The sequence below is a fragment of the Caballeronia choica genome (assembly GCF_001544535.1).
Taxonomy (GTDB): domain Bacteria; phylum Pseudomonadota; class Gammaproteobacteria; order Burkholderiales; family Burkholderiaceae; genus Caballeronia; species Caballeronia choica.
Genome location: NZ_FCON02000115.1, coordinates 1 through 25,254, shown reverse-complemented (window position 1 = coordinate 25,254; position 25,254 = coordinate 1). Strand labels below are relative to the sequence as shown.

Annotated in this window: 26 protein-coding genes; 12 read left to right on the top strand and 14 right to left on the bottom strand. The window is 63.8% G+C overall.

Translation table 11 applies throughout. The features are described from left to right. Positions 1 to 362: 362 nt before the first annotated feature. Positions 363 to 509: a hypothetical protein gene (locus AWB68_RS48430; RefSeq protein ID WP_160110106.1), complete on the bottom strand. Its 147-nt coding sequence runs from the start codon at positions 507 to 509 to the stop codon at positions 363 to 365. 139 nt (positions 510 to 648) lie between these two features. On the opposite strand from AWB68_RS48430, the gene AWB68_RS32330 reads away from it, so the two are divergent. Next, positions 649 to 1,416, top strand: a complete 768-nt coding sequence (locus tag AWB68_RS32330; RefSeq protein WP_087648369.1) for a bestrophin-like domain — start codon at positions 649 to 651, stop codon at positions 1,414 to 1,416. A 107-nt stretch (positions 1,417 to 1,523) separates the two neighbouring features. On the opposite strand, the gene AWB68_RS32325 is transcribed toward AWB68_RS32330, so the two are convergent. The 4 genes from AWB68_RS32325 to AWB68_RS32310 form a co-directional block, all read right to left on the bottom strand. Then, on the bottom strand, positions 1,524 to 1,799 hold the full coding sequence (locus AWB68_RS32325) for a hypothetical protein (RefSeq protein ID WP_087648368.1): 276 nt from the start codon (positions 1,797 to 1,799) through the stop codon (positions 1,524 to 1,526). 40 nt (positions 1,800 to 1,839) lie between these two features. Next, positions 1,840 to 2,043: a cold-shock protein gene (locus AWB68_RS32320; protein WP_087648367.1), complete on the bottom strand. Its 204-nt coding sequence runs from the start codon at positions 2,041 to 2,043 to the stop codon at positions 1,840 to 1,842. A gap of 579 nt (positions 2,044 to 2,622) precedes the next feature. Then, entirely contained in the window at positions 2,623 to 2,889 is a 267-nt protein-coding gene (locus AWB68_RS32315; RefSeq protein WP_087648366.1) for a DUF1488 family protein, read from the bottom strand. Further along, complete coding sequence (locus AWB68_RS32310) at positions 2,890 to 3,075, bottom strand: hypothetical protein (protein WP_087648365.1); 186 nt, start codon at positions 3,073 to 3,075, stop codon at positions 2,890 to 2,892. Positions 3,076 to 3,637: 562 nt separating this feature from the next. Here AWB68_RS32310 and AWB68_RS32300 point away from each other — a divergent pair. Continuing rightward, complete coding sequence (locus tag AWB68_RS32300) at positions 3,638 to 5,677, top strand: M3 family metallopeptidase (RefSeq protein ID WP_087648363.1); 2,040 nt, start codon at positions 3,638 to 3,640, stop codon at positions 5,675 to 5,677. Positions 5,678 to 5,815: 138 nt separating this feature from the next. Further along, the gene (locus AWB68_RS32295) at positions 5,816 to 6,664 is read left to right on the top strand and encodes a hypothetical protein (RefSeq protein ID WP_125483108.1); all 849 of its coding nucleotides are present in this window, start codon (positions 5,816 to 5,818) and stop codon (positions 6,662 to 6,664) included. On the opposite strand, the gene AWB68_RS32290 is transcribed toward AWB68_RS32295, so the two are convergent. Genes AWB68_RS32290 through AWB68_RS32275 form a run of 4 tightly spaced genes read right to left on the bottom strand, consistent with a single transcriptional unit; the run spans position 6,661 to position 10,327 of the window. After that, a complete protein-coding gene (locus AWB68_RS32290; RefSeq protein WP_087648361.1) occupies positions 6,661 to 7,092 on the bottom strand; it encodes a nuclear transport factor 2 family protein in 432 nt (143 codons plus the stop codon). The two genes, AWB68_RS32295 and AWB68_RS32290, sit on opposite strands and share 4 nt — an antisense overlap. Before the next feature lie 48 nt (positions 7,093 to 7,140). Beyond that, positions 7,141 to 7,536 (bottom strand): c-type cytochrome, encoded by a 396-nt coding sequence (locus AWB68_RS32285; RefSeq protein ID WP_087648360.1) that lies wholly within the window; start codon positions 7,534 to 7,536, stop codon positions 7,141 to 7,143. A 31-nt stretch (positions 7,537 to 7,567) separates the two neighbouring features. Then, a complete protein-coding gene (locus tag AWB68_RS32280) occupies positions 7,568 to 9,298 on the bottom strand; it encodes an FAD-dependent oxidoreductase (protein WP_087648359.1) in 1,731 nt (576 codons plus the stop codon). A 60-nt stretch (positions 9,299 to 9,358) separates the two neighbouring features. Continuing rightward, positions 9,359 to 10,327 carry a transporter gene (locus AWB68_RS32275; protein WP_235028606.1) on the bottom strand — a complete coding sequence of 323 codons (969 nt, stop codon included), beginning with the start codon at positions 10,325 to 10,327 and terminating at the stop codon, positions 9,359 to 9,361. A 284-nt stretch (positions 10,328 to 10,611) separates the two neighbouring features. Between AWB68_RS32275 and AWB68_RS32270 the strand changes: the two genes are divergently transcribed. Beyond that, positions 10,612 to 11,472: a helix-turn-helix domain-containing protein gene (locus AWB68_RS32270; RefSeq protein ID WP_235028605.1), complete on the top strand. Its 861-nt coding sequence runs from the start codon at positions 10,612 to 10,614 to the stop codon at positions 11,470 to 11,472. A gap of 66 nt (positions 11,473 to 11,538) precedes the next feature. Here the strand turns inward: AWB68_RS32270 and AWB68_RS32265 are convergent, their stop codons facing one another. The 3 genes from AWB68_RS32265 to AWB68_RS32255 all read right to left on the bottom strand — a co-directional run bounded on the left by AWB68_RS32265 (position 11,539) and on the right by AWB68_RS32255 (position 14,457). Further along, entirely contained in the window at positions 11,539 to 12,705 is a 1,167-nt protein-coding gene (locus AWB68_RS32265) for an MFS transporter (RefSeq protein ID WP_087648357.1), read from the bottom strand. Further along, positions 12,702 to 13,496, bottom strand: a complete 795-nt coding sequence (locus AWB68_RS32260; protein ID WP_087648356.1) for a DeoR/GlpR family DNA-binding transcription regulator — start codon at positions 13,494 to 13,496, stop codon at positions 12,702 to 12,704. Before AWB68_RS32260 ends, AWB68_RS32265 begins: the two co-directional genes overlap by 4 nt. Before the next feature lie 106 nt (positions 13,497 to 13,602). Beyond that, the gene (locus AWB68_RS32255) at positions 13,603 to 14,457 is read right to left on the bottom strand and encodes an alpha/beta fold hydrolase (protein ID WP_087648355.1); all 855 of its coding nucleotides are present in this window, start codon (positions 14,455 to 14,457) and stop codon (positions 13,603 to 13,605) included. A 118-nt stretch (positions 14,458 to 14,575) separates the two neighbouring features. Between AWB68_RS32255 and AWB68_RS32250 the strand changes: the two genes are divergently transcribed. From AWB68_RS32250 to AWB68_RS32235, 3 genes are all read left to right on the top strand, one after another. Further along, positions 14,576 to 15,427, top strand: a complete 852-nt coding sequence (locus AWB68_RS32250) for a LysR substrate-binding domain-containing protein (protein WP_200828857.1) — start codon at positions 14,576 to 14,578, stop codon at positions 15,425 to 15,427. A gap of 520 nt (positions 15,428 to 15,947) precedes the next feature. Next, on the top strand, positions 15,948 to 16,925 hold the full coding sequence (locus AWB68_RS32240; RefSeq protein WP_087648353.1) for an SGNH/GDSL hydrolase family protein: 978 nt from the start codon (positions 15,948 to 15,950) through the stop codon (positions 16,923 to 16,925). A 288-nt stretch (positions 16,926 to 17,213) separates the two neighbouring features. Next, positions 17,214 to 17,828, top strand: coding sequence for an HAD family hydrolase (locus tag AWB68_RS32235; RefSeq protein ID WP_087648352.1), 615 nt, complete (start codon positions 17,214 to 17,216; stop codon positions 17,826 to 17,828). A 32-nt stretch (positions 17,829 to 17,860) separates the two neighbouring features. Here the strand turns inward: AWB68_RS32235 and AWB68_RS32230 are convergent, their stop codons facing one another. Continuing rightward, positions 17,861 to 18,478: a YdcF family protein gene (locus AWB68_RS32230; protein ID WP_235028604.1), complete on the bottom strand. Its 618-nt coding sequence runs from the start codon at positions 18,476 to 18,478 to the stop codon at positions 17,861 to 17,863. Positions 18,479 to 18,886: 408 nt separating this feature from the next. Here AWB68_RS32230 and AWB68_RS32225 point away from each other — a divergent pair, with 408 nt between their 5' ends. From AWB68_RS32225 to AWB68_RS32205, 5 genes are read left to right on the top strand one after another with little or no spacing between them, the layout of a single operon-like run. Then, on the top strand, positions 18,887 to 19,138 hold the full coding sequence (locus tag AWB68_RS32225) for an acyl carrier protein (RefSeq protein ID WP_087648350.1): 252 nt from the start codon (positions 18,887 to 18,889) through the stop codon (positions 19,136 to 19,138). Beyond that, on the top strand, positions 19,135 to 20,421 hold the full coding sequence (locus AWB68_RS32220) for an acyl-CoA dehydrogenase family protein (protein WP_374729629.1): 1,287 nt from the start codon (positions 19,135 to 19,137) through the stop codon (positions 20,419 to 20,421). The genes AWB68_RS32225 and AWB68_RS32220 overlap by 4 nt, the downstream gene beginning before the upstream one ends. 2 nt (positions 20,422 to 20,423) lie before the next feature. Next, a complete protein-coding gene (locus AWB68_RS32215) occupies positions 20,424 to 21,482 on the top strand; it encodes an amino acid--[acyl-carrier-protein] ligase (protein ID WP_200828856.1) in 1,059 nt (352 codons plus the stop codon). Beyond that, positions 21,479 to 22,516, top strand: coding sequence for a DUF1839 family protein (locus AWB68_RS32210; protein ID WP_374729628.1), 1,038 nt, complete (start codon positions 21,479 to 21,481; stop codon positions 22,514 to 22,516). The genes AWB68_RS32215 and AWB68_RS32210 overlap by 4 nt, the downstream gene beginning before the upstream one ends. After that, positions 22,513 to 24,993 carry a glycosyl hydrolase 2 galactose-binding domain-containing protein gene (locus tag AWB68_RS32205; protein WP_087648348.1) on the top strand — a complete coding sequence of 827 codons (2,481 nt, stop codon included), beginning with the start codon at positions 22,513 to 22,515 and terminating at the stop codon, positions 24,991 to 24,993. The genes AWB68_RS32210 and AWB68_RS32205 overlap by 4 nt, the downstream gene beginning before the upstream one ends. Before the next feature lie 39 nt (positions 24,994 to 25,032). Here the strand turns inward: AWB68_RS32205 and AWB68_RS32200 are convergent. Next, positions 25,033 to 25,254: helix-turn-helix domain-containing protein (locus tag AWB68_RS32200; RefSeq protein WP_327383745.1), on the bottom strand; the 222-nt coding region annotated here is incomplete at its 5' end.

Genomic DNA, 25,254 nt, shown 5'->3' with positions numbered 1-25,254 from the left:
GGTCCGAAAACCCCGGTGCGCGTCACCATCAAGCGCCCACACTTATCGGCTGTTAGTTTTTAAAGAACATTCGCAAAGCGCGTCTTGCTTTTTGCGTCTTCCGCAGCAGGAAGGGTGCGAATTATGCAGACTGGCTTTCGCGACGTCAAGTGCGTTTGGCAACTTTTTTCTTGGCCAATTTCGGCGAACTCGGTGCGAAGCTCGACCAGCGTCCACTCGAATTCTCGAACTCATATTCGGAGATGAACATGATCGCTACCGCACCCCGACGAAACTTCCTGCCGCTCTCGCCGAGTCCGTGAATGAACCACGTTGCAAGCAGCAATGCCCGAGTGCGGACCGCACGCCGATGTTGCGGGAATCTACCGCGTTCCACTCGAATCGTTGAGCGACGCCAGCGAGAAGCCCATCGACGCGTTGCGGCAGCCGAGTCCTTGATGGATGCTTGAAACGCCGTTCGCGTTGTATTGCTGACGCGTGGTCATCCAGGCGTACGATGTTCTGACCACGCGCAATAGCGCCTTCTATTTAATGTCCCGGATGCTTCATCGCATGGGACGCAAGGCGCGCTTGGCAAATATGCATCGGGCCTTAAAGGCACCACCAGGCTTACCATTCAATCGGATCAGAATTCAGAAGGAACCCGGAATGGAACAGATCACGAATCGTCCGCTTGTCTTCTTCGTTGTCTCGGTCGTGCTGATGTCGCTGGCGGCATGGATTGGCGAGGCCTTCCTGCGACGTGACAAGCCGCTGGATGCAGAAACTCGCGAAGACTTCAGCGTAGTTCAATCCGCCACCTTGACACTACTCGCGCTGGTGATTGGCTTTAGCCTGTCGATGGCGGTGGGGCGATACGACCAGCGCAAGAATTACGAAGAAGAAGAGGCCAACGCGATCGGGACGGAATTCCTTCGAGCGGACCTCTTGTCGAGCGCCGAAGCCGCAAATATCCGCTCGCTCCTGACGAAATATCTGGACCAGCGCATTCAGTTTTATCAGACACGAGACCCGCAGCGGCTTGCCGAAATCGACGCGACAACAGCGCGGCTGCAAAGCGAACTATGGGTGACGGCCCGGACCGGGGCGGCCGCCCAGCCCAACCCCGTCACAGCGCTCGCGGTTGCCGGCATGAACGACGTGCTCAACAGCCAGGGATACACCCAGGCTGCGTGGCGGAACCGCATTCCTCTCGCGGAGTGGTCGCTGATGATCTCGATCGGGATCTTCTGCAACCTGCTTGTCGGCTATGGATCGCGCAGCACGATCGCGGCAAAGCGATTCCTGCTGATCCTGCCGGCGGTTGTCGGGCTGTCGTTCATGCTCATCGCGGACATCGACAGTCCGCGTAACGGCGTGATCCTTGTCGTGCCGCAAAACCTCCTGAGCGTCATGCAGTCACTGCCCAAGCCGTGAACTTCCACACGGCCGTCGTCGCGTTATCAACCCGATCGACGTAGCGATGTACGGACTCAACCTTGACCACTCTTACGCCAGTCCGACCATCCTCACCAAGGACGGTATTACGTCTTCGACGCAAGCAGTCCATCGATGACGGATTCCCCGTGGGCCAGCGCGGCACGCTGCGCATCCCCAAGGTCTTCGTAGCCGTGTGCGGCCTCGACCTTGAACACTCGAAACGGCGCCGCAGGGTCGACACTGTCGGACAGTCGAATGCGGATCGCCGCGTCATAGCCCAGCCCGTCGCGCATATTGCGGCGCGCCAGCTTGTCCGGCTCGCGCGGATACACCAGCGCCTCCAGATCGTACCCTTGATAAGTGTGATGCTTTCCGGCCATGATCGCCTCCGATGGTCGTTGCCTTGCGCGTCCGCGATGCTTAGAGCGGCTGGATATTCGATGCCTGCAAACCCTTCGGCCCTTTCTTTGCCTCGAAGCTCACCTTCTGATTTTCCTGCAACGACTTGAAGCCGTCCGCGCGAATTTCCGAGAAATGCGCAAACAGATCATCACCCCCTTCGTCCGGCGTGATGAAGCCAAATCCTTTTGCGTCGTTGAACCACTTGACCGTGCCTGTTGCCATTTTCGTTCCAGTAGGATGAATGTGTCGTGTCGCAAGTTTCGTTCGTCGCGCGCGATGGTCGCGACAAACAACTACTGCACCCACGCGCAATGGCGCGCCATCGCCTGCGTGGAGCTTCATACTATCGCCGCGCTTTGCCTCTCTCTTCAGATGTTCCGGCCAGATCGAATCGATGAATGCGGATAACGCGCACGGGGAAGGGCATCATGGAAACAGCAGTGCATGCCGTGCGACCCATCGTGGCTTCTTGTCTGGCGCCTGTACGAGCACGATGGCGCCCGTTCTCGACGCATTAATCAGCGTATTCCTGCGCGAGCATCGCTTGCACATGAAGTAACAGCCAAAGCTATCGACTGCGGGCTCGGCCTGCGCATCCGGAACCTTCTCTCCGCACCGTATGCAAGTCCACATGACATCCCCATTCGTTTTGCAAGAGTCCAGTATGGGCTTGCTTCGACCTCGCATCCACCTCTTTCGAAAACTAACGGTGGCGGTGCCTTGTCCATGCCGGGGCATCGCGCCGAATTCGGATGAATCGCGCGATATATGCTCCGCCGCATGCCCGACGGGCGGGGTCGTTCACGAAATCGTATAGCGGTTCTGGGGACCGCCGGTGTACAGGGTCTTGGCAAGCCCCAGAATGCGGTCGCGGTGACGATCGAAGGCCGCGAGCAGAGCGGGCTCGCCCGTACCGATGTCGGGGTTCAGTTTCGCCAGCATCGCGTCTTCGACCAGAAAGGAAATTTCGCGCGAATTATCGTAGCCCCAAAAGCACACGCAGTGTCTCGCGGGGTCGTAGCTGCGGCTTGGGTTGGGAAAGTTGAGTGCCACGTCGCTTTTTCTCATCTAGGCGCCCAGACAAACATAGCGCCACTTGCTCGCGTTGACATCGAGGCGAGCGTCATTATCACGTCGTTTCTGGGCGCGCTCGTCGTCTGCACGTTCCAGCGCCGAAGCGCGCGCCTTCTGTGCGACAGCGTGCTCGCTTTGTTTGAGCGGGGCCGGTGAGTTCACTTTGATGGGCGATTGCATGTTGGTTCCAGTTTCGTCGTGTAAGGATTGGGGGGCGCCGCAGCGACCGATTTCTTGATCGGCATTCGGATGAACCGCGCCGCATGTCTGCATTGCCGTTGCGGTGTCGTCACGCCCTAACGTGCAGTGTCATTCGGAAGAGTTCCTCGCCGACAAGTCTGGTGTCGATGGTCATTCCGGGACCGCGTCCGCGCGTTTTGCAGGCCGGCGCACCAACAGGGAGAAGCGCGCTGCGTCGACGACGCGAAGTTCGCTAACGCGATAGTGGATGGGATGGAGGAATAGTGGTTGTGCGCCGCGCCGGAGGATCAGGATCGCCAGAGTCGGCGCAGCATCGGCGACCGCGCACACCGGACATCACGAGGATGCGCTCGATACCGCCGCGACGCAAGCGCAATCTCGAACGCCCGTTCGTTCGAAGGCACTCAGAACGGGAATGGCGTCCACGGAATCACGCAATCCAGGCGCAATCAAGCGACTGATGCCGCCGCCCCTGCTCGCACGCACGCGTTGTCATATCATGTTCGCTCCTCGACGATGAAAGCCCAAAAGGCCGATCGACATGACCGATCACAGCAACCCGCTGCTGCAGGACTGGCAAACGCCCTACCAGTTGCCGCCCTTCGCGCAGATCCGGTACGAACACTTTGCGCCCGCGTTCGCGGTGCTTTTCAAGCATCATCTCGGTGAGATCGACGCACTGGCTGACAATCCGGCGGCGCCCACGTTCGACAACACCGTCGCCGCCTTCGATGCTGCCGGAGCCAATCTGGATCGCGTGCGGCTGACCTTTGAAAACCTGTGCGCGTCCGAGGCGCCGCCCGAGTTGCAGGCGGTGGAGCGCGAAATGGCGCCGTTGCTCGCCGAGCACGACAGCAAGGTGGCGATGCACGCCGGCTTCTTTGCGAGGCTCGACGCCGTCCACCAGCAAGCCGCCGCGCTGGAACTCAGTGAAGAACAACACCGTCTGCTGCAACGCCTGCACACCGATTTCGTACGTACGGGTGCCACGCTGCAAGGAGCCGCGCGCGAGCGCTTCGCGGCCATTGCGACGCGGCTCGCCGATCTGCACACCCAGTTCGCGCAGAACATACTCGCCGACGAATCCACCTACCATTTGCCGCTGTCCTCCGAAGCCGACCTGGCCGGCTTGCCCGACTTCCTGCGCGAGGCCGCACGCAACGCGGCACAGGAACGCGGCGTGGAGGGCTTCGTGATCACGTTGTCGCGTTCGCTCGTGGAGCCGTTTCTCACCTGGTCGACACGCCGCGACCTGCGGGAAACCGCATGGCGCGCCTGGACTTCCCGTGGCGAGACGCCCGCACGCGACAACCGCCCGCTGGCTCGCGAGATCCTGACGTTGCGACAGGAACAGGCGCGCTTGCTCGGCTACGAAAGCTTCGCCGATTACGCACTGTCGGATCGCATGGCCGGCACGCCTTCCGCCGTCGATGAACTGCTCGGCCAGGTGTGGGAGCCGGCCAAGGCCAGCGTCGAACGGGAGCGGCAGGCACTCGTCGCTCAAGCCGCGCTGCTGGGCGAACCGGTCGAGATCGAACCGTGGGACTGGCGCTACCTCGCCGAGCAGGTGCGCGCCGCGCGCTATGCGCTCGACGATGCGGAAGTGCGACCGTACTTCAGCCTGGACGCGATGCTCGCCGCCATGTTCGATTGCGCTGAACGCCTGTTCGGCGTGCGCTTTGTCGAGCAAACCGGCGTACCGCTGTATCACCCGGACGTGCGACTGTGGGAAGTGCGCCGTGGCGACGAGCGGGTGGGCGTCTTCATCGGCGACAACTATGCGCGGCCCAACAAGCAGGGCGGCGCCTGGATGAGCATCTATCGCAGGCAGAAGCGCAATGGTGGCAGGGCCGAACCGGTGGTGGTGAACAACAACAATTTCTCCCGCGTCGACGATGGCCCGACACTGCTCGGCTTCGACGACGTGCGCACTCTGTTTCACGAATTCGGCCACGGCCTGCATGGCTTGCTGTCCGATGTCACTTACGGCCGTCTGTCGGGAACGAACGTCCCGCGAGACTATGTGGAACTTCCTTCGCAACTGATGGAAAACTGGGCCACGGTACCCGAAGTGCTGATGAAGCACGCGCGTCACGTGACAACGGGTGAACCGATCCCGGCCGCGCTGCTGGAGCGCATCATGGCGGCGCAGGCCTTCAACAAAGGCTTCGAGACGGTTGCCTATACGTCGTCGGCGTTGATCGACATGGCGTTGCATCTGCTGAAGGACCCCTCCGCCATCGACATCGCCCGCTTCGAGACAGAGCAGCGAGAGCGTCTTGGCGTGCCGCGCGAAGTGGGCATGCGCCACCGCTTGCCGCACTTTGGCCATGTCTTCAGCGGCAGCTACTATGCGGCCGGCTATTACGTCTATATGTGGGCCGAGGTCCTTGAAGCCGAGGCGTTCGAAGCATTCGAAGAAGCCGGCGACGCATTCGATCCCGCACTGGCCGACAAGCTTCGACGCTACGTGTACAGTGCCGGCGATAGCCGCGAACCAGGCGCCGCCTTTCGCGCTTTTCGCGGCCGTGATCCGCGAGCCGAGCCGATGCTACGCAAGCGGGGCTTGTCGCGGAGTTGAAGGCATGATGAGCGCGCGCGCTTTGAATTTGCTTCGTGCTTCGCCTAAACTGATTTCGGGCTTGCGCGCATGATGTCCCCCGGTCGCGCAACCCAGGCCTCTTCCGCGCTCTCCGACGAATAATGCCTCGAGGCTGTCATGGTCACAGGAACGTGCCGCCTGTGCGGCTCGAACACCCAGTTGTGCGACAGCCATCTGTTGCCAAAGGCGCTATACAAATACGCTCGCATGGAACGCGACGGCACGCTCTCGAAGCGTCAGCCGATCACGATGGGCGACGGCATCGCGCTTCGCTCCGCACGGCAATTGAAAACCTACTTGCTGTGCTCCGACTGCGAAACCCGATTCAGCAGCGGCGGCGAGCAATGGGTGATTGCGCATTGCCTCAAGGCCACCGGCGAATTCCCGTTGCGAGACCTGTTGGTCAAGGCCGCGCCCAACGGCGCTCAGCGACTGAAGACGGGCTACTCGGTTCGGGCCGCCGATTGCGATTCCATCGATATCGACAAGCTCGCTTACTTCGCGGTGAGTGTCCTGTGGCGGGCATCGGTGCATCACTGGGGCATCCGCGACAAACGGCTCTCGTCGCTGGGGGAAAAGTTCGAGCCGCTCGCACGCGAATATCTGTTGGGTCACATTGGGCTTCCGGAAGAATTCGCCGTGCTCGTCAAGGTCGCACTTACCGGCAGCGACTATGTCAACGCGATGTACACGCCGTCGCTTGCGACCAAGACTCGCGGCTACCATCATCATTCGTTTGTCATCCCCGGCATCCAGTTCGATGTGCTCGTCGGCACGAATATCCAGGCCGCGGACCGGGCGCAAGGATGCATCGTGCGCGGCGATGGACACCCGGTGCTGCTGATGACCGACATCAGCGGCATCGTCCGGGCGCAAGTCAACGCGTCGGTGAAATCGAAGCCGTCGCGCGGGCTGCTGGACGAGTTCGGGATCGCTCGCCGCCAGGGCGTAAAACCCGCGCCTTAGCGGGACAGCCAAGGATAGCGTTTCGTATCCGCGTCCTCGTAGTCGGGATCGAGATAGATGAAGCAACGCTGGATCTTGAAGTCGCGGATCTCGAACACGTCGCACCAGCGGCCCGCATGCGTCACGCCCGCGCGCCATTCGACGCCGCCTTGCGTCGTGCCGAAACTCGTGCCTTCGACGACCACGGTATCGCCCTGCTGGATCACGTTCAGATAAGCCAGGTCGTGCTTGAACTTCGACACGATCGATCCCAGGTCCGCAAACAGCTTTTCAAACGACGCCCGTCCCGTCGCGATACCCCACTTGGGAAAGTACACCTCGGCGTGATCGTCGAAGAGATCGAAAAACGACGCGCCGCGGTCGAGCCGGCGCAGATACTCCAATGCGATCGTCTTGCGTTGCTCGTCGGTCATGGTGGTGGTGTCCATGGTTTGTCTCCTGAATGAAGGGTTGAGTGAATGGTTGAATGAGGTCGCTCAGTGCAGCGTGCTCAGGTAAGCGATGATCTTCTGGCGACGCGCCGGGTCGCCTTCGAAATAGGTCATTGCATTGCCGGGCGCGACCGTCTGCGTATCGGTCAGCCACGCATCGAGCAGCTTGGCGTCCCAGACTTTGCCCGGCGCCGCTGCCTTCATGCCGGCCGAATACTTGAAACTCGCGTCCGATGCGAACGGCCTGCCGACGATGCCGAACAAGTTCGGCCCCTGCCCGTTGGGCTCGCCCTTGCCGAACGTGTGGCACACGGCGCAGTTGTTGGTGGTCAGCTTCTTGCCGAACGCGACGGTGTCCTGCGCGTCCTCTGCGTGGCTCGCGCCGGCCGCGAGAGACAGCACGGCGGCCAGCATCATCGCAACGTTGCGAATGCGATTCATGGGTTCACTCCTGTCAGATGCGCAAGCAATTTCAGCGCGTGGCGGTTTCGGCGTGCGCCGCGTTGGCGGCACGATAGGCGAAGGCAAGGATAGGACCGAGCGTGCCGCCGCCCGCCCAGTACGCACGCGCCGATGCCGATGCCACACAGTTGCCGACGCCATACAGCCCCTTGATCGGCGTGCCGCGCACGTCGAGCACTTGCCCGAGCGAATTCGTCTTCGGTCCGCCCTTGGTGTCGAGGTTGCCTGCGACGATCAGCGCCGCGTAATACGGACCCTTTGCGCTGAGCGGATACATCGTTTCGTTCTTCTGGTCCGGCTTCTTCTTGACGGGACCGTTGAACAGCTTTTCGACAATACGCTCGCCGCGATGAAAATCGACGTCCGTGCCCGACTTCGCGAAGCCGTTGAAGCGCTTGATGGTCGCGTCGAGGTTGCGCAGGAAATCGTCGCTGAGATCCATGCCGCCCACGGCGCTCTTGTATTTCGCGAGCCGCTCGCGGATCGCGGCGGCGAGTTCGGCCGGCGTGTTGCCGCGCATCACGTGCCGGTCGTTCGATCCGGACGGCACGATCAGGCTACCGTAGTCGTCGCTGGCGCAATGATCCTGCGCCTGCTGGTCCCAGATCGAGATCAGCGCGAGGTTCGGATACTCGCCCTTCGCACCGTCCCATTGGGAGAACGTCGCGCAGACCTCGTTGTAGGCGAGCTTCTCGTTCACGACGCGCTTGCCGTACTTGTTCACGTAGATCATCGAGTCGCCCGTCGGCGTGAAGATGCCGGAGAGCGAGCCGTCTTTCGCGATCGCCTTGTCGAGCGAGATCGGTGCCATCCAGGAGTAGTTCATGTTGCGCAATTGCACGTCGAGCGCGCTGGAGATGCGCACGAAGTCCCCTTCGTTGGTCGGCGCCGCGCAGCCGCCGTAGACCGCGCCATGCAGGAAGTTCTTGCGCAGTTCCGGGTCGTGCGTGAAGCCGCCGGTCGCGAACACGACCGCCTTCTTCGCGCGAGCACGAAAGATCGTGCCTTCCTCGGTCTGCGCCGCGACGCCGATCACCACGCCCTTGGCATCGACCAGCACCTTCTGCACGCGATAACCGGTGCGAATGTCGACGCCGTCGCGCCGGGCAGCCGTGCTCATCGTGCGGATCGCGACGCGCCCGCCGTCGGACATGCTCGGCAATCCATCCTTCGGAAACAGCACGCGGCCGCGCGGCGCCTTGTCTTCCGGCAATTCAGCCCAGTAGTCCGGCACCGATGCCTCGTGGCGATACGGCAGCGCGCCCTTGTTCGCCAGCAACTCGGCTGCGGGCGATGCGCTGTCGTAGATCGCCTCGCACATCTCGTACTCCCAGTCCGAGAGTCCGAGTTTCGGCAGCGACGGATCGTACTGCTCGGGCCGCGAAAGGCGCGCGACATAGCGCAGGTAATCCGCCTTCGGATCGGCGATGCCGGCGCGCCGCATCGGCTCGTTGTTCGGCACCCAGTACCAGAACGCGGCCTTCGCGGCCGTGCCGCCGACGCTCCCCGCCTTCTCCAGAATCGCCACGCGATTTCCCAGCCAGCGCGAGAAAAGCGCGCACGGCAGGCCACCGCCTCCGCCACCGCACACGACGATGTCGTATTCGGCGTCGAACTTGAGTTCGTCGGCGGCTTTCGCGGACAGCGTGACGGCGCCGAAGGCGGCCGCAGCCGTGCCCGCGCCGGCGGCCTTGATGAAGTTGCGCCGCGATGCGGCGGGCGCCTTGTGCTCGTCAGTCATGTTCGTCTCCGGGTTTCGTGGGGTCTCGTCTTTGTCGTTGGTCGATGCATCGGAAAGCGCTCACCAGTAGTGCCATGCCTGCACCAGGATTCCGTTGGTGAGCGTCGTATTGCGGCCCGACACCGAGTGCTGGTACTGGATCGATAGCTGGTCGTACATCTTCTGGTGCAGGAACGGCAGGCTGTTGGGCTTGAACTGGAACAGCACGCCCGCGCCCACCGTCGTCTCCCGGCTCGACGTGTTCGGGGCCGGGATGCCCAGCGTCTGGTTGAAGGTGCCGCCGCTCGTCTGGTGATCGACGCCGATGAACGGAATCGCAAACGGGTTGTCGGGCGGCGAGATGCTGTAGCCGACACGCAGGTTCACGTGGAACGTGTCGCCCGGGCTCAGGTCGTCCTGACCCGTGCGCAGCGTGCGGCCGCGCAGGATGCCGCCGACCAGCAGATCGACGTTCACATGCCCGTACCAGTCGTCGTAGAAGACCGAAGGCCAGAAGGACCACGTATTCGTCGACACGCTGTTGGTTCCGATCGGCACCTGCACGTAGGCCTGGAACCCGAGCGTCGTCGCCGGCGCGGGGTTGTACCAGACGAGCCCGCCGATCAGCGGGTCACCGATTCCGCTCGCGGAGAACTGCGACCCCTGCGTGCGGACTTCAGGCACGGTGATGCTCGCGTTGAACCCGACATGCGGCAGCGACTGGAGCTTCCAGTAATGGATGAACGTCGATAGCCCGACGAAGGTGTTCGTACCCGGCCCCGCGACCTGGTTGCCGTGCGAATCGAAAGCGCGGTTGTCGTGATTCCATTCGAGGTTCTGCCCGAACGAGTCGTAGGTGCCCTCGAAGTCCGAGCTGAACTGCCAGGTTTGCGGACGGTCGGTGGCGAACGGGATGCCCGAGGCCTGCGCCGACGGCATCGGCAAAAGCGTGCAGGCGCTGCTCGCCAGTGCGATCATCAGCGTCGCGCGCTGCCGTCGCGAGGTGTGTTTGAAGCGCGCTATCCGGCGCTTCGCCTTGGGGGTTTTCATCGTCGTCTCCGAGTGTTCGTTTTATGTGCCGTCGAGGGCATGGAACGCACGGTACGACGCTACAAACCAGTGGGTCTTTCAGATTTCGCGGGTTACAGATTCCTGCCAAAGCGGGCGGCATCAGGGTTGTCACCAGCGCCGGATTGCGCATGCGGCGTTCGCGAATCGCGACCCATGCGCGCATCAAAAGCGCGGCGCGCCCGCGTATACTCGCGTGCAGAACGGCAAGGAAACGCCACCGCGGCACGCCCGAAAGACCGTCGATGCAAAAATCGGAGACGACTATGAACGGTCCAGCGGAGCGATCCGCGAGCGCGCGGATCGAGCGCTTCAGCGCAGTGGCCGGCGTGCCGGGTCTTGAATACTGCGTGTCGGGCGCGGAGCCCTATTCCCTCGAAGTCGACAACCCGTCGGACATGGTCTGCCTCCTGCTCGGCACGATCGTCTCGAAGACGCGTTACGACGACGGCCCCACCCTGCCTCTGACCTTTCGCGCCGAAACGGCGGCCTATCATCCGCGCGGCGGCCGGATGCGCATCGACGCGCAACAGGTCGGGCGCGGCTTCATCGCGTTTCGCTACTCGGACGCGTTCCAGCAGCGCATCGCCGGGCGCGGCGCGCACGCGCTGCGTCCCGCCGGCAGCCGAAGCAATCTTTCCGCCGATGCGATCCGGCATCTCGTGCGCTATGCCCGCCAGAAGGCGCCGGCCGACGCCGGGCGTTCAATCGATCCCTGGGAAATACAGTGTCTCGCGACGCTCGCCTGGATCGAGACGACGCGGCATCTGGAAAGCACCGCGACCACGCGCAAGGGCGGGATTTCCGATGCCGAATTCGCGCGACTCGAGCAGTACGTGACGGACAATATCGAGCAGGCGCTGAATTGCGCGGACATCGCGGCGATGCTTGATCTGCCGGTTCGCGTCGTGTTCGACGGGGTGAAGGCGCGCACGGGTTATTCGCTTTACCGTTTTGTGCTGGAAAAGCGGATCGGCGTGGCTGCCGAGATGTTGCGCGCAAGCACCGCACCGTTGTGCGATGTGGCGGCGGCCTGCGGATTTTCGTCGCAGCAGCACATGACCGCGCTGTTCTCGGAGCGGCTTGGGATGACGCCGCTGCGGGTGAGGCGGGGCGCTGGCGCTTGAGGTTCGGGGGCTCAACCGTTTGATGCGCTTGAGCCCATCAAACGGTGTGAATACTCAACCCGCACCCTACTCCGCCGCTGTGGAGAACCCGGCGTTGCGAACAGCCTTCCCTCCAAGCAGACAAACGATCACAGCCGCCACCAGAAGCACGCACAGCGCGAGCCTCAACCCGACGAATCCCGCGCCAAACCCGATCAACGGCGGCCCAACAAGAAAGCCCGCATATCCCGCGGTGGCCGCCATCGAAACGCCAATCGCCGGGGTCAGCGTCGAACGCCCCGCCGCGCTGAAAATCACCGGAACGATGTTCGCCAAACCGACGCCGACCAGCGCGAATCCCACGCAAGCCGTCACGACGTTCGGCAAGCCGAGCACGAGCGCCAGCCCCGTCGCGGCGATCAGGCCGCCGAGCCCAACCACCGTGCCAGAACCAAAGCGTCGCACCGACACATCGCCGACGATCCGGCACGCTGCCATCGAAAAGGCAAACGCCGAGTAGCCGAGCGCGGCGGCGCTCGCCTCGCCATTGAGCGCCGAGCGCAGAAAGACCGCGCTCCAGTCGGCGACCGCGCCTTCGACCATCATGCAAAGGAACGCAAGCGCGGCAAGCTTCATGACGCCGGCACTCGGCAGTGCAAACCCGCTCGCGGGCGCGCTCGCCCGAGGCCCGAGATCACGCAGCGCGAGCATGGCGGCGGCAAGCACCAGCACACCGATGACGGCGTCCGGCAACACGAGACCGCCCGCGACACCCACCCCCCACTTCTGGATCATCGCGCCCGTCGCGGCGCCGAGCAGCCCGCCCGCACTCCACGCCGCATGAAACGACGACATGATCGGCGCCTTCCATTGCGTTTCGATCGTGCTTGCGTGCCCGTTCATCGATACGTCGAGCGCCCCGTTCGCCGCGCCGAGAACGAGCAGCACTGCGCAAAGCGACACGAGGTCCGGCACGAACGCCGGCAGCGGCAGCGCGATGACAAACGCCACGGCAAGCAGTGCCGTGGCCCGGCCGCTTCCGAAGCGGGGCGCAAGCCGCCCGGCGAGCGGCATCGCGACAATGGCGCCCAGCGCGAAGGCGAACAGCGCGATCCCGAGCGAGGTGTCACTGAGCGACAGGCTCTCCTTGATGCGCGGCACCTCGACGGCCCACGCGCCGATCCCGAATCCATTGGCGAGAAACACCGCGAGGGTTGCGACGCGTTCCTTGGTCGGCTTGACGGATGGTTTCATGACGCGGCCACCATGACGGTGTCGCAGACTGCTTCGAGGCGGCTCATCCGCTCGGCGGGCACATCCGATTCGACGATCAGATAATCGACCGCCGACGCCGGCGCAACCACGAACGGCGCCGCCGTCATCAGCTTCTCCGAGGTCATCGCGATAGCGACCAGGCCGCTCGCGCTCACCATCGCGCGCTTGAGTTCGGCCTCTTCAGCGTCGAATGCGGCGACGCCTTCATCGGGATCGAGCGCGCACGCGCCGAGGAAGCACAGGTCGGCCCTGATCTGCTGAACCTGGAGCAGCGCCGTCGCGCCCATCGCGCCGGCCGCGCGCGCGCTGACCCGCCCGCCGATGAGAATGACGTCGAACCCCGGCCGCTCCAGCATGCGCATGCACGCTTCAGGCGAGTTCGTGACGACCGTCAGGTCCGCGTTGTCCGGAAGCGCCTGGGCGATCGCGACGTTCGTCGAACCCGCGTCGAGCAGGATCACCTGCTTCGGGCGGACGATCGACGCCGCGACGACCGCGAGGCTCGCCTTCCGGTCGACCGCTTCCCGCATGCGCGTGGATGCCGCTTCGCCCGCAGGCGATGCGAGGAGCGCGCCGCCGTAGACGCGTTTGCAGTGTCCGGCGCTCGCGAGATCGCGCAAGTGACGCCGCACCGTGTGTTCGGACGTGTGGAGTTCGGCTGCCAGTTCGGACGCCAGTACGCGTCCGTGCTGGCGCAGCCGGTCGAGAATGAGGCGCTCGCGTTGGTCGGGGAGAAGGCCATCGACGGCGTCTTGCCGGGTTCGTTGCATGCTCGGTTATGCTCGGTTGGTTGAGTGAAAACGATCACAATCGAGCACAACATAGCACAAACGAGCAAGCCGTACAACGGCTAGTGGATGCGGAAAGTTGTGTTCCCTACCACCCGCCCACGAACGAATGCACCAGCCGGTTGAACGCGCCGGCGTTTGAAACGTTCATTCCGTGCGACGCACCGTCGATCGTCCGCCGGTCGGCGAAGTCGATCCAGCCAGCGAGCTTGTCGACATTGTTGCGGAACATGCGGGGACTTTTCTGCCCGTCGATCAGCAGCGTCCGGCACTTCACATCGCGTGCCACCTCGCGCGAATAAGCCGGCAACGGGTCGCGAAACTGCTTCGGCAGCGTCGCCGCGTTGTCGATCGCCATCGTACGGAATGCGGCGGGACTTCTGCGCCACGAGCCCGGCGCGCTCACCGAGTCGACGAAGAGTTCCAGCCCCGTATCGATCTCCCCGCGCTCGATCAGATCGGCAACCCGCGCGCGCAGCGCGTTGGTCGCGGCGGGCAGCGACGCTTCCGGCATGCCGTCGAGCAGCAACGGGCCGCCCGGGTCCGCGAGCGTCAGCGTCTTCACGAGCCGCGGATAGTCGCGCGCCAGGTGAAACGCCACGCAGCCGCCGCGCGAATGTCCGACCAGATTCACCGGACCGAGGTCGATCGCCTCGATGAACTCGGCCAGTTCGGCGACATGCGTCTGCCAGCCGAATTCGCCCTGGATGCAGGCTTCGCCCGCCGGCCAGTAATGGCTGAGGCTGACCGAAATGCAGCGAAAATGCTTGGAAAGCGCCGCTGTCTGGCCGCTCCAGTAGCGGTAGTCGCAGAGCGAGCCGTGCACGAACACGAGCGGCTCGCCCGCACCGCACTCGACGTAGGGCACGCAAATGCCCGAGGCGATGGTCGCGAAAGACAATTCCGGGATTGCAAGCACTGAGAAATCGGTTCGGGCGTTCATACACGGGCTCCTTTAAGCGCACTATGCCCGACGTCAATATTCGCGAAAATCGCGTAATATTGATGCTATCCATTCATTTTTCTGATACCAACCGAGCGTTCGACCGCCCCGGCAAACCATGAAAGCACTTGACCTCGACGTCATGACGATGATCGTCGCCGTGGCCGATACCGGCACCATCAGCCGGGCGGCGGAAGTCGTGCATCGCTCGCAATCGGCGGTGAGCATGCAGATCAAGACGCTCGAAGCCGCGCTCGGCAAGCCGCTTTTCGTGCGCAAGCCGCGCAGCGTCGTCCCGACGCAGGACGGCGAAGTCCTGCTGACCTACGCCCGCCGCATGCTCGCGCTGCGCGACGAAGCCTGGGCCGCAGTAGTCCGCCCCGACGTGACCGGGCGCGTGAGCATCGGCGTGCCGGACGACTACGCGTCGTCGTTGCTGCCGCCCATCCTCAAGAAGTTTTCCGCGACCTACCCCAAGGTGGAGATCCAGGTCGTCGGGTTGCCGAGCGTGGCGCTCGCGCCGATGGTGAAGGATGGGTCCGTCGATCTCGTGTGCGCGACGCGGATCAAGGGTTTGACAGGCGAGTTCCTCCGGCTCGAACCGATGGTCTGGGCGGCCGTGCCGAGCGCGCACGAGATCTGGCGCGAACGGCCGTTGCCCATCGCCGTCTTCCTGCCCGGCAGCGTTGCGCGGGAGAACGCGATTCGCAGCCTCGAGCGCGCGAAGATCAGCTATCGGACTTCGTATGAAAGCCCCAGCCTGCTCGGCCTTCTGACGATGGCGGAAGCCGGGCTCGCCATCGTGGCGCTTGCGCGGTGCGCGGTGCCGGCGCATTTCTCCCTGCTTGGGCATGCGCAGGGGCTGCCTGAGATCGCGGCGCTCGAAGTGGTGCTCGCGCGCAGCACGACTTCGAAACGGCCGCCTTGCGATTTTCTGGCGGAGAAGATCATCGCGGAACTGAGACGCTGACCCTTACATGCCACCCTGACTGCAAGCCGTTTCCTATCTTCCGGATGCCTGATGAATGCCGGCGCGGCAGACAAGCTGGAAATCCATACCCGGGCACGCAGTTTCAGGAAAGCGGATGCTTTCGATCACGCTCAAGTGCAGTAAAGCGCTCCGGTCGCCGCGATTGTTTCTCTCGCTGATCGCCGCTCAAAGCGCAAGCGTCGCACTCGCAGCGTGCGCCGGTGGCGACAGTCAAACGGGCGAATCCATTGGCCGCCGCAACGGTAATAGCAGAAGCACTCACGGCACGTATATCGTGCAGCTTACGACGTCTGCGGCCTCCACTTCCGTTCCCCAGAATACCGCGCACGAAGTGACGGCATCGGCGCCCGTGCCCCGCTTCGCTTAAGCATCCGCTGCGTGCCCGGCATCGCCGCATTAGAGCGCTAGCACACACAAGCAGGCAAACCAATTTGTCGGACCACCGTTTCATTGACTAGCTTATTTGCAGCGCGGCCATACGGTCGCGAAGGAGGGCAGCATGAACCTGTTGCAAGTAGGCAATATCAAATACGTGGGAGCCAACCAGATTCAAGGCAATCACGCACCCGAGATCAACGAATCGCAATGGCGATTTCTCGCCCAGGGAGATTCGTGGTTCTCCATCGGCGGATCGATTTTCGGCCTCGGCTCGCTTACACCGCTGCCACCGAACGGCAGCATGCTGCTCGCGATGAGGACAGCCAAGTCGAGCATCGTCGTGAGCGCGGCCTATCCGGGAAAGACCCTCGAACAGATGATCAACCCGAGGCAAGAGGTTTATTTCCGCCGCCTCATTTCGGGCAACCTGGCTCATCAGTTCGACGCGATCCTGCTGTCGGGCGGCGGCAACGACTTCATCGATGCGGCGGCCATCGATCCGGCTACGGCCGATCCCGATCTCAAAAGTTCGCGAATCCTGCGAACGCCGGCCGAGTGGACCGCCGATCCCGCACCCGAGAAGTATGTATTCAAGGACGGCTGGGCGAAACTGCTGAACCGCCTGCTCGGATACTATGCCGTGCTGATCCGCTGGCGGGATGGCACGGCTGCCGAAGACGCCGCGCTTTATCCGAATCGTGGCATGCCGCTCTTCACGCACGCCTACGACTACGCACAGCCTCGGCAGGCGCCGGTGCATGTCGGACTGCAGCAACTCGGCCCGTGGCTGTGGGCGCCGTTCAACGCCAACGACATCCCCGAGGGCGACCGCGACGCGCTGGTCAAATGGTTCCTCGACAGTCTGGCCCAGTTCCAGGGCACGCTCAACGCGAACCTTGCGGACCCCGTGCTGATGAACGGGAATCCGCTGCAGAACCCGAACATCCAGCCGATCGACCTGCACAACACGCTGACCGCGGCACGCGTGGATGACATAGGGATATCGAACGACTGGGAGAACGAGATCCATCCGACAGCCGGGGGCTATGCAAAGCTCGCGTCGGCGTTCGTAGCGAAGTTGTCGCCGCATCTGGCTTGAGACGACAGCGGCAAGCGGCGAGGCGAAGCGCGCTTGGCCACAATCTCCAGCCGATGCGAAAGGAGCTCGAAGATGCCCGAGTATCAGGACGCCCTGCCGGCTCCGGTTGGAGGAAAAATCTTGGCGACCGTTAAGGGCGAATTGTCGAAGCGCAATCTGAAGACGACTCGCTGAAGGGGTTTTGCTTGAAATCGCAGGATGGGGGTCGGGTTGGGGTTACGGCACCCGCACCCAGGCGCCAGCGACTACCATGTAACCTACAACAGTACCGCGCCATCCCCCGACCCTATGCCACCCCCGATCACTTCCGTTCTCTTCGACATGGACGGCGTCCTGTGCGACTACGACCGCTCGCTACGCGTCGCGCACCTGGCAGCGGCATCCGGGTGCACACCCGAGCAGATCCGCCATGCCATCTGGGGTTCGGGACTCGAGGCCCAGGCCGACGCTGGCGCACTCAGCGAACCCGAGTACCTCAGTGCAGTCGCGGACCTGCTCGGCTGCTCGATTCCGCTGGAGCACTGGTTGCTCGCCCGCCGGGCCGCCATGTCGCCAAACCCTGACGTACTGGCTCTGGCTGCCGCTGTCTCGACCCGTCACCGAGTCGCCATCCTGACGAACAATTGCCACATGGTCACGGACAACATGTCGTTCATCTGTCCCGCCATCGCGCAGGTATTCGGCACCGCGATCTACTCGTCGGCTTCGTTCAAAGCCACCAAGCCCGCCGCCCAGGCCTACCTGCTCTGCGTCGATGCATTCGGCTTCAAAGCGGCCGAAGTTCTTTTCATCGACGACGTCGATGCCAACGTGACCGGAGCAATCGAGGCCGGCCTGCCGGCATACAAGTACATCGGCGCAGACGCGCTATCGAACGAATTGCGACGGCTGAAGCTGCTGTGATTTGACGCGGCTTGCACCGCTTCCGGCCCACATCAATACAGGCCCAGCCAGTGCCACACACGCAAACGCACCACGCCGAGCATTTCATGGAGCGCGTTATTGGAGTCAGTCCATCCTTCTGGATGCGGCACCTTCCATGAATGCGGTTCGCGCACGTTCGCGACGAACGGTTGCGGATGCAAGTCGAACGCACCGAATGAAAGCATCGCGCGCCGCATGTGCAGCGAGGACGTGATCAGCACCATCCCGTCATAGCGATCACGAGGCAAAAGCTGGTCGACATTGCGAGCGTTCTCGATGGTGTTCATGCTCTTGTCTTCGAGCACGAGATCCGGCGCAGCGATGCCTGCCTTCAAAAGATACGGCGCATAGACATCCGCTTCCGCGCTTCCGTGGTGCTGCGCATCGCCACCACTGACAATCACCTGACATACGTTTTCTGTCTGCCGACATCGCTTGTAAAGCCTGACCGCTGCCTCCATGCGTGCCATGGCATCGCCCTTCGGCACGAGGCGCCTGCTCTCGTCGAAGCCAGTTCCAGCGCCAAGCAGAATGAACGCCATGCGCGGCGTGAAGCGCGGTTCGACCGGCGCGTCGTAACCGGCCTGTGCAAGGCTCACCAACGGACCCGCAAGCCAGCTACCCAACAACCAGAAGACTCCGGCGCCGCACAAGAGAACCCGCAGTCGGTGCCCGCGCCAGAAAAGAAGGAGCGCGGCAAAGAGAAGAAGCAAACAGACAAGAATCAAGTCGAACGTCCCTGGTTAAGGCGGCAAGGCATGAATGAGGCAGGCCGCACGCACGCGACACATGACACGCGGTGCCTTGTGTCGAGTGCCCTCAATCCGTGCGTCATCGCACGGACGCACGCCTGAGCGAATTCGTTAAATACGATCATACAAAGATCACCGGTCAGTACTCGATGACCGGTATCGGGTACAGGTTGTGAGATTCGGGCGGTCGATAGTCAAGCGCGCGATGCGCGCCGATTCCATCCGGACGCTCACGACAATTCAAGAGCCGATTCTATCGGTGGTCCTTCTCGGGGAAACAAAAAAATGAAGACTCAATTGCGCCGCATCCTGTCCGAATCCGCCCGTCTCGACGTTCCCGTCGAGTCGCTCGGCGACAACGACGATCTTTACGCGGCAGGACTATCATCGCTCGCCACCGTGCATGTGATGCTGGCGATCGAAGACGAGTTCGCAATCGAGATTCCGGACCGCATGCTGACGAGGCGTCTCTTTTCCAGCATCGATTCGCTGGCTGCGTCGATCACGGAACTTCGCCGCATGCAGGCGGCAGCATGAATGCCCGCGCCGAAGTATTCGAGGCGCCGTCGGACTCGATGCAGCCGTCGCTATACGGCAACGCCGATGCCACGCCGCCGCGCGACGCAGCCGCCCTGCTCGCGGCCGCGCGACGCGTTGCCGCGGTCGCGGCCGCCCACGCCAACGCCGTCGACCGCGAGGCGCGCTTCCCGCATGAAGCATGCGAAGCGATGCGCAGCGAACGCCTGCTGTCGGCGATGATCCCGCGCGAATTCGGCGGCGACGGCTTGTCGCTCGACGAAGTGGCGCGACTGTGCGAAACGCTCGGCGGGAGTTGCGCCTCTGCTGCGATGATCTATGCGATGCACCAGAGCCAGATTGCGTGCATCGTCGATCATGGCGCCAACGTGGCGTGGCAACGCGATCTGCTTGCGCGCATCGTCGACGAGCAATGGCTGCTCGCGTCGGCGACGTCCGAAGAGACGATCGGCGGCAACATGCGCACGAGCGCCTGCGCGGTCGATCTCGTCGACGGCGCCTTCACGATCGAAAAGCTCGCGCCGACGATCTCCTATGGCGCGCACGCCGACTGCATCCTCGTCACCGCGCGCCGTCATCCGGATGCGCCGCCGTCGGACCAGGTGCTGATCGTAGCGCCTCGCGACACGTTCGCGCTCGAACCGCGCGGCTCGTGGGACACGCTCGGCATGCGCGGCACCTGCAGTGAAGGCCACCGGCTGACCGCGAGCGGTATCGCCGAACAGATCCTGCCCGAGCCGTTCTCGAAGATCGCCGACGAAAGCATGCTGCCGGTCTCGCACACGCTGTGGGCGGCGGTATGGATCGGTATCGCTGCGGATGCGGTGAACCGCGCGCATCACTTCTTTCGCAACCAGGCGCGCGGCAAGCCCGGCGCATTGCCGCCCTCGGCTTCACGTCTTGCGCAGGCGGTCACGCTCCATCGCATGATGCAGGCGCGCCTGAAGGTCGCACTCGACGCCGTGGCCCAAGCCACCGCCGAGCGCATCGCGAGGCTCGCGTGCAAAAGCGATCTGGTGGACGAACCGCTCGGCGCATCGATCGGGCTCGCGGCGGACATGAACATGCTCAAGCTCGCCATTTCCACTTCGGCGCTGGAGGTCGCGCAGGAAGCGCTGATGATCTGCGGCATGGCCGGCTACAAGAACGACAGCCCGTTCAGCATCGGGCGGCATATTCGCGACCTGATGTCCGCGCCGCTGATGATCAGCAACGACCGAATCGAATTGAACACGGCAAACCTGCTGCTGGCGCAGCGGGCCGCCGTCATGGGGACAATCTAGAAATGAACATGCCTACGGAACAGGCCGTCATGATGACGGCCGAAGAGAACGCGCACGCGCAAAAAGCGGCCTCCCTGCAATCCGATCCGACGCTGCGCGCGCGGCTGGTCGAAGCCGGCATCCTTATCGAGACCGGCGAGAACGGCCTGTATGGCCGCAGTGAAGTGTTCGAGGACGTCATCGAGCGCCTCAACAAAGTCATCACGCTGCTGGGCGCGGACCAGCGCGCGGAAGTGCTGCGCTTTCCGCCCGCGATGCGCCGCCACGACTTCGAGGACAGCGAGTATCTGAAGAGTTTCCCCGATCTCGCCGGCACGATCCACGCATTCCAGGGCAACGATCGCGGACATCACCGCCTGCTCGAAGCACTCGACAAGACGCTCGCCGTGGGCGACGCCGAACGCTCCGACGAATGGATGGACCAGCAGAAACCGACGCGCCTCGTGCTCACGCCGGCCGCCTGCTATCCGGTCTATCCGCTGATCGCGCGACGCGGCCCGCTCGCCGGGGACGGCGCGATCGTCGATGTGTTCGCCTACTGCTTCCGTCATGAGCCGTCGCTCGATCCGAGCCGCATGCAGATGTTCCGGATGCGCGAGTACATCCGTGTCGGCAGCCCGGCGCAGGTCATGGCGTTTCGTCAGAAGTGGATCGCGCGCGGATCGCTGCTCGTAAACCTGTTGCAGTTGCCGTTCGAAATCGATCTCGCCAACGATCCGTTCTTCGGACGCGGCGGCAAGATCGTCGCGGACAGCCAGCGCGAGCAGCAGCTCAAGTTCGAATTGCTGGTGCCGGTCGCGACACCGGACAAGCCTACCGCATGCCTCTCGTTCAACTATCACATGGAGCATTTCGGCGAGATCTGGAACATCCGTCAAGCCGACGACAGCCTCGCGCATACGGCATGCGTCGGCTTCGGCATGGAGCGCACCACGCTCGCCCTCTTCCGCCATCACGGCCTCGATGTCGCGCAATGGCCCGCGCCGGTGCGCGCGCTGCTCTGGGGCGATGCGGCACCCGTGATCGCCGAGGGACTGGCCGGCCTGGGTGCGCAAGCATGAGCGCCAGTTTGCCCGCGGAAATCGCCGGCGCGAAGATGACGCAGGCGGCGCAGCCGGTCGAGCCCGCGCCGCGCGTCCTCTTTCGCGAAGCGGATCGTCACGCGTTGCACCAGGGCGAGCGCGTCTGGCTCGAAACGAACTGCTACGTCGATCTATGGATCGAGCTGCTGCACGACTACGGCTTCGATCCGCGCGCGGCGCTCGGCTTCACGGTGCTTCAGGCGTTCGAAGGCGACCAGTTCACCTTCCCGAAGTTCTCGCTCGACGATCTCGCGCGGCTCTATGGCCTGCAGGCGCAGGAGCTCGCGATCTACGACACGGTCGAGCGCCATGTGCTCGAACAGACGCGGCGCGGCCATGTCGTGCTCGTCGAGGTCGATGGTTTCCATCTGCCCGATACGCGCGCCACGAGTTACCGGCAGACGCATCCGAAAACCACGATCGGCATCAAGCGCATCGATGCGAGTTCGCGTCAGCTCGAATACTTTCACAACGCGGGCTACTTCACGCTGAGCGGCGACGACTACGACGGCGTGTTCCGGCTCTCGCCCGAACTCGCCGGCAATCCGGACCTGCTGTTTCCCTACGCGGAGTTCGTCAAGCGCAACCGGCCCGCGCTGCCCGAAGCGGAACTCGTGCATGCGTCGGCAAGCGTGCTCGCCATGCATCTCGCGCGGCGCCCGACGAGCAATCCGATCAGCGAATGGCGCGCGGCGTTCCCTGAGCACGTCCACGCTGTATTGAACCGCGACGTCGCGTACTTCCATCTGTATTCGTTCAACGTGATGCGTCAACTCGGCGCGAACTTCGAGTTGCTGTCGAAGTACCTGACGTGGCTGCGCGAACGCGGCTTCGACATACCGGAGAGCCTCTCGAAGGACGCACAGCACATCGCGAGCGAATCGATGGTGATGCAGTTTCGCCTCGTGCGAGCGCGCATGCGTGGACGTCCCGACTTCTGCGACGATTGTCTCGACGGACTCGAAGCGTCGTATGAACGCGTGATGACGCCGCTTGCCGCGCTCTTTTCATGAACGGCATGCCGCGCCAGTTGTCCGCCGGCTGGGAGTGCGTGACCACGGCGGCGGGTGCGTTCGCGACGCCCGCCGCGCTCGATTCCATCGGCGCCGGCGGATGGATCGAGGCGCCGGTGCCGGGCACGGTGGCGTCCGCGCTTCGGATGGCGGGCAAGCTCGATGAGCTTGCGACGCACGCGTTCGCTTATAGCGACCACTGGTATCGCGTGCGGTTCGCCGCGAACGGTGCGCGCAAGCTGCGCCTGAACGGACTCGCGACGATCTGCGAAGTCTGGTTCGACGAGCGCAAGCTGCTCGATTCCGATTCGATGTTCATCGCGCACGACCTCGACATCGAGGTGGACGGGGAAGCCACGCTCTATCTGTGCTTTCGCTCGCTGGCGTCCGCGCTCGCGGCAAGGCGAGGACGCGCCCGCTGGCGCCCGCGTCTCGCGCAGCCCGCCACATTGCGCAACGTGCGCACGACGCTGCTCGGTCACATGCCCGGGTGGTGTCCGCCGATCCAGCCGGTGGGCCCATGGCGCGCGGTGGAACTGATCGGCGATTCGTCGGCGTCGATCGACCGCGTGGACGTGGGATCGCGGGTCGAAGGCGCCGATGGCATCGTCGACATCACAGTGCGCTTCTTTCATCCGCAAGAGCGGCACGCGGCGCGGGTCAACTGTGCGGGCGTCTCGGCCGAGCTTCGATGGGCCGATGCACACACCCTGACCGGCAGCGTGCGCGTGCCGGGCGTCCCGCTCTGGTGGCCGCATACGCATGGCGAGCCGGTACGGCATGCCGTGACCCTGCAGTCGGAAGGCTTCGGCACGATCGCGTTGGGGAAGCTCGGCTTCAGGACGCTCTCCGTCGATCGCGGCCCGCTGAACGATGGCTTCCAGATCGTCGTGAACGGCGAGCCGGTGTTTGCACGCGGCGCGTGCTGGACCTCGGCGGATCTCGTGTCGCTCAACGCTTCGCGCGAGAAACTCGAACCTGCTTTCCAGGCGCTCCGCGCGGCGGGGATGAACATCGTCCGCGTGGGCGGCACGATGCTCTACGAGTCCGACGCCTTCTACGAACTCGCCGATGAATACGGCGTGCTCGTGTGGCAGGACTTCGCGTTCGCGAATTTCGACTATCCCGACGATCCCGCCTTTCGCGCGAGCGTCCAGCAGGAAGCCACGCAGTTTTTATCGCGCACGCGCCGCTTCGCGTCGCTCGCGGTGGTGTGTGGCGGCAGCGAAGCCGACCAGCAGGCCGCGATGCTGGGGCTATCGCGCGAGCAGGGAAAGCAGCGGCTCTTCACGGAGCAGTTGCCGTCGATCGTCGCGGCGTCGCGCGCTGATGTCGCCTACGTCCAGAACTCGCCGAGCGCCGCCCCGTCCGATGACGACGGGACGCCGTTCGCCACGCGCTCCGGCAACACGCATTACTACGGTGTCGGCGCCTATCAGCGACCGCTCGACGACGCGCGTCGCGCACAGGTGCGCTTCGCGTCGGAATGCCTCGCTTTCGCCAATGTGCCGGACGATGTCGCATTGCACGCGATACCGGGCGCGGCGTTTCCTCATGAGCCACGCTGGAAGCAGGCGGTGCCGCGCGATCCCGGCGCATCCTGGGACTTCGACGACGTGCGCGAGCACTATATGCGCACGCTTTATCGCGTCGATACGGCACGTCTGCGTTACGAAGACAACGATCGCTATCTCGAACTGTCGCGTGCGGTCGTGGCCGAAGTGATGGCCGCGGTCTTCTCCGAGTGGCGGCGTGCCGGATCATCGTGCGCGGGCGGCATCGTATGGCAATTGCAGGACCTGCGCGCGGGCGCCGGCTGGGGCATCATCGACGCCCTCGGCACGCCGAAGAGCGCGCTGCATGGTCTTGCGAGCGTGCTGCAACCGGTACAGGTGCTCATTACCGACGAAGGGCTCGACGGGCTCGACCTGCATCTGGTCAACGAGCGCGCGCTCGACGTGCATGCGCGCCTCGAACTCGCGTGCCTGCGCGATGGTACGACGAAGGTCGCAAGCGCATCGCGCGACGTCGTGCTCGAAGCGCGCTCGGTCAAGCGCCTGAGTGCGACCGCGCTGCTCGGCCACTTCTTCGACTTCACCTACGCGTATCGCTTCGGCCCGCGCGCGCACGACGCGACGCTCGTCACGCTACGCGACAGCGAGAGCGGCGACGTGATCTCCGAAGCGTTCCATTTCCCGGACTTGTCGATGAACGAGCGCCATGATCTCGGGCTGACGGCCGTGCTGGAGCAAAACGAGGGCGGATGGTGTCTCGTCGTCGGCGCGACGCGGCTCGCTCGCTGGGTCCATGTCGTCGATCAGAACTTTCGTGCGGGCACGGACTGGTTTCATCTGCGCCCCGGTGCGGTGCGCCGCATCCCGCTCATTGCGCGGAACCGGTCGGCTTCAGCGGTACCCGAAGGCGAGGTGCGCGCGCTCAACGGGCTCCGCAGCGCGAGTTATCGCGCGGGCGACTGACACAGGCTGCTCGCTGATGCGGGCGAGCGGCTCACGATGTTACGCAGCGGGACGCGCGCACGGCGTGCGCGGGGTTTCGCCGGTCAGCGAAGGCGAGCGCAGTCCGTGCGACGTGAGCAGCCGGTACAGCGTCACGCGCGAAATGCCGAGTTCGTGGGCCGCATCGCCCAGCCGCCCGCGATGACGCAGCAACGCCAGTTCGATCGCCTGCCGCTCGGCCGCTTCGCGCGCCTGCGCCAGCGACACCGGCGCCACTTCCAC

What these genes read in the sequence shown, in the direction of transcription:
- AWB68_RS32330 (WP_087648369.1), top strand. Translation starts at nt 649, where the DNA reads ATGGAACAGATCACGAATCGTCCGCTTGTCTTCTTCGTTGTCTCGGTC.
- AWB68_RS32325 (WP_087648368.1), bottom strand. Translation starts at nt 1,799, where the DNA reads ATGGCCGGAAAGCATCACACTTATCAAGGGTACGATCTGGAGGCGCTG.
- AWB68_RS32320 (WP_087648367.1), bottom strand. Translation starts at nt 2,043, where the DNA reads ATGGCAACAGGCACGGTCAAGTGGTTCAACGACGCAAAAGGATTTGGC.
- AWB68_RS32315 (WP_087648366.1), bottom strand. Translation starts at nt 2,889, where the DNA reads ATGAGAAAAAGCGACGTGGCACTCAACTTTCCCAACCCAAGCCGCAGC.
- AWB68_RS32310 (WP_087648365.1), bottom strand. Translation starts at nt 3,075, where the DNA reads ATGCAATCGCCCATCAAAGTGAACTCACCGGCCCCGCTCAAACAAAGC.
- AWB68_RS32300 (WP_087648363.1), top strand. Translation starts at nt 3,638, where the DNA reads ATGACCGATCACAGCAACCCGCTGCTGCAGGACTGGCAAACGCCCTAC.
- AWB68_RS32295 (WP_125483108.1), top strand. Translation starts at nt 5,816, where the DNA reads ATGGTCACAGGAACGTGCCGCCTGTGCGGCTCGAACACCCAGTTGTGC.
- AWB68_RS32290 (WP_087648361.1), bottom strand. Translation starts at nt 7,092, where the DNA reads ATGGACACCACCACCATGACCGACGAGCAACGCAAGACGATCGCATTG.
- AWB68_RS32285 (WP_087648360.1), bottom strand. Translation starts at nt 7,536, where the DNA reads ATGAATCGCATTCGCAACGTTGCGATGATGCTGGCCGCCGTGCTGTCT.
- AWB68_RS32280 (WP_087648359.1), bottom strand. Translation starts at nt 9,298, where the DNA reads ATGACTGACGAGCACAAGGCGCCCGCCGCATCGCGGCGCAACTTCATC.
- AWB68_RS32275 (WP_235028606.1), bottom strand. Translation starts at nt 10,327, where the DNA reads ATGAAAACCCCCAAGGCGAAGCGCCGGATAGCGCGCTTCAAACACACC.
- AWB68_RS32270 (WP_235028605.1), top strand. Translation starts at nt 10,612, where the DNA reads ATGAACGGTCCAGCGGAGCGATCCGCGAGCGCGCGGATCGAGCGCTTC.
- AWB68_RS32265 (WP_087648357.1), bottom strand. Translation starts at nt 12,705, where the DNA reads ATGAAACCATCCGTCAAGCCGACCAAGGAACGCGTCGCAACCCTCGCG.
- AWB68_RS32260 (WP_087648356.1), bottom strand. Translation starts at nt 13,496, where the DNA reads ATGCAACGAACCCGGCAAGACGCCGTCGATGGCCTTCTCCCCGACCAA.
- AWB68_RS32255 (WP_087648355.1), bottom strand. Translation starts at nt 14,457, where the DNA reads ATGAACGCCCGAACCGATTTCTCAGTGCTTGCAATCCCGGAATTGTCT.
- AWB68_RS32250 (WP_200828857.1), top strand. Translation starts at nt 14,576, where the DNA reads ATGAAAGCACTTGACCTCGACGTCATGACGATGATCGTCGCCGTGGCC.
- AWB68_RS32240 (WP_087648353.1), top strand. Translation starts at nt 15,948, where the DNA reads ATGAACCTGTTGCAAGTAGGCAATATCAAATACGTGGGAGCCAACCAG.
- AWB68_RS32235 (WP_087648352.1), top strand. Translation starts at nt 17,214, where the DNA reads ATGCCACCCCCGATCACTTCCGTTCTCTTCGACATGGACGGCGTCCTG.
- AWB68_RS32225 (WP_087648350.1), top strand. Translation starts at nt 18,887, where the DNA reads ATGAAGACTCAATTGCGCCGCATCCTGTCCGAATCCGCCCGTCTCGAC.
- AWB68_RS32220 (WP_374729629.1), top strand. Translation starts at nt 19,135, where the DNA reads ATGAATGCCCGCGCCGAAGTATTCGAGGCGCCGTCGGACTCGATGCAG.
- AWB68_RS32215 (WP_200828856.1), top strand. Translation starts at nt 20,424, where the DNA reads ATGAACATGCCTACGGAACAGGCCGTCATGATGACGGCCGAAGAGAAC.
- AWB68_RS32210 (WP_374729628.1), top strand. Translation starts at nt 21,479, where the DNA reads ATGAGCGCCAGTTTGCCCGCGGAAATCGCCGGCGCGAAGATGACGCAG.
- AWB68_RS32205 (WP_087648348.1), top strand. Translation starts at nt 22,513, where the DNA reads ATGAACGGCATGCCGCGCCAGTTGTCCGCCGGCTGGGAGTGCGTGACC.